2 protein-coding genes are annotated in these 2362 nt (G+C 66.7%); both read left to right on the top strand.

Translation table 11 applies throughout. The features are described 5' to 3' along the window. Positions 1 to 528: PASTA domain-containing protein (locus QN357_RS18650; RefSeq protein ID WP_323505357.1), on the top strand; the 528-nt coding region annotated here is incomplete at its 5' end. 174 nt (positions 529 to 702) lie between these two features. Next, a complete protein-coding gene (pknB, locus tag QN357_RS18645) occupies positions 703 to 2334 on the top strand; it encodes a Stk1 family PASTA domain-containing Ser/Thr kinase (RefSeq protein ID WP_416173120.1) in 1632 nt (543 codons plus the stop codon). Positions 2335 to 2362 lie beyond the last annotated feature (28 nt).

Below are 2362 nucleotides of genomic sequence, written 5' to 3'. Positions count from 1 at the left end.
ACCCCCACCACGGCGGAAGTAACCGAGTCCGATTTCATCGGTAAGACCAGCGGGGAAGCCCGCACCATGCTCCAGTCTCTGGGCTTCGTCGCCGACGTCGTCACGGGCAAGGCCTCGGTCGACCCGGCAACGCAGGTTGCAGACACGGTCTACTCGGTCAACCCCACCGGCCCGGTCAAGAAGGGCGAGAAGATCACGGTCACGGTCTACGCTCCGGCCGTCGTACCCGACGCCCCGAGCGCCGCTCCGACGACGACCACGACCACCGTCGCCAGCGGCAAGACGGTGACCTACACCTGGGTCGCGCAATCGTGCCCCAGTGGCCAGACCCTGGCCGGGTACAAGCTCGAGGTGACGGGCGGCACCGTGCAATCCGCGAACCCGACGGGCGCTGATGTCACCACGGCGACCGTCGTCGCCGGCCCGGTCGGATCGATGACCGTCAAGTACCTGTACTACTGCGGACAGGTCGCCTCAGCCTGGTCGCCGTCCTCCACCGCGGTGCCGATCACCGCTGCGACACCGTAAGACTGACGCAGGGACGTCAGCTAAAATAGCCAAGATCCGCGCAACCAGGGTTGCCTCAGCCGGGGCGATGCCTGGAGCCGAATGGTCGACAAGAGTGGGAGTGAGTCTGTGAGTGATGAAGGCCGCCTGCTCGCAGGTCGCTATCGAGTGGGGGCACTCATTGGTCGCGGCGGCATGTCCGACGTGCATATCGGCACCGACGCGCGGCTCGGCCGCACGGTTGCGATCAAACTCCTGAAGTCGTCCCTCGCGGCCGATCCCGCCTTCCGCACCCGCTTCCGCCAGGAGGCCCAGGCCGCGGCGCGGATGGCGCACCCCACGATCGTGCGTGTCTTCGACGCCGGCGAGGAGACCGTCGGAGAACCCGGCGGCCTCGAATCGCAGATTCCGTTCATCGTGATGGAATTCGTCGACGGACGCCTGCTCAAGGACATCATCCGCGAAGGCCCTGTCCAGGCCACCGAGGCCGTGCGCATCATCGACGGCGTCCTGACGGCGCTCGAATACTCGCACCGCGCGGGTGTCGTTCATCGCGACATCAAGCCCGGCAACATCATGATCACCAAGACCGGCCAGGTGAAGGTGATGGACTTCGGCATCGCGAGGGCCATCTCGGATTCCTCGACGACGGTCGCCCAGACCACGGCGATCCTCGGCACGGCATCCTATTTCTCCCCGGAGCAGGCCAAGGGAGAATCCGTCGACGCACGCACGGACCTGTACTCCACCGGCGTCGTTCTCTTCGAGATGCTCACCGGCCGCGCGCCCTTCCGCGGCGATACACCCGTCGCCGTCGCCTACCAGCACGTCAGCGAGACACCGGTCGCCCCGAGCTCGATCAACCCCAAGGTTTCCCCGGCACTCGACGTCGTCGTGATGCGCGCCCTTGAAAAGGACCGTTTCGCCCGGTACCAGAGCGCCGTCGAGTTCCGAACGGATGTCGAGATCGCCGGCTCCGGCGTGATCCCGCTGCACCGCCCCGTCGATGAAGCCACCGCGAGCCTTTTCGGCGCACCGCCCACGGCGACCTCCGGATCGGAGCTCGCGCTCAAGCAACTCGCCGAGGACGCCACGATGGTGCGCACTCAGCGACGGCCCCCGGTCATCTGGATCTGGGCCGGCATCCTCAGCGTGATCGTGATCGTGCTTTCCGTGATGATCTGGGCCTTCAGCCTCACCCCCAGCAGCGACCTCCCGGATAACTCCCGGAAGGTGCCCTCGTTGGTCGGCCAGAGCTACGAGACCGCCCAGAACACCCTCATCGAGTCCGACCTCGCTGCCACGATGGCCCAGGAGGCCAGCGCAACGGTCCCCAAGGACAAGGTCACCCGCACAGACCCGCCCGCTGGAACGATCGCCCAGCCGACCGATGTGATCAAGGTCTACGTATCAACGGGTCCGCAGCCCGTGACGGTGCCCGATGTCACGAACCTGCCGATCGCCGACGCCCAGGCCGCGATCAGCGCTCTCGGGCTCCTGCCAGGGTCGATCACCAAGGAGAACTCTGCGACGATCGCGCCCAACCTTGTGCTGCGCACCGACCCGGCGCTGCAGGGGAGCGCCCAGACCGGCGACACCGTCGATATCTTCATCTCCAGCGGCCTCGTCACCCTGCCGAACCTCGTCGGCCAGTCCCTTCAGGCGGCTAGCGAGCTCCTGCTGGCCCCGTCCGTACAGGTTGTGCCGATCCCGACGCCAGACGCCACGTGCGCCATGAAACCGGGATCTCCGGTCACCAAGCAATCCCAGGCGCCCGGAGACGTGGAGCAGAAGTCCCAGGTGGCGCTCACCTACTGCGCAGGCTAACGCCGCGTTTTCTGCCCCACCCTCCCTC

Source organism: Cryobacterium sp. RTC2.1 (genome assembly GCF_035018685.1).
Classification (GTDB): Bacteria; Actinomycetota; Actinomycetes; order Actinomycetales; family Microbacteriaceae; genus Cryobacterium; species Cryobacterium glucosi.
Note: the sequence above shows the minus strand (reverse complement) of the source record. Positions and strands in the feature narration are given on the sequence as shown.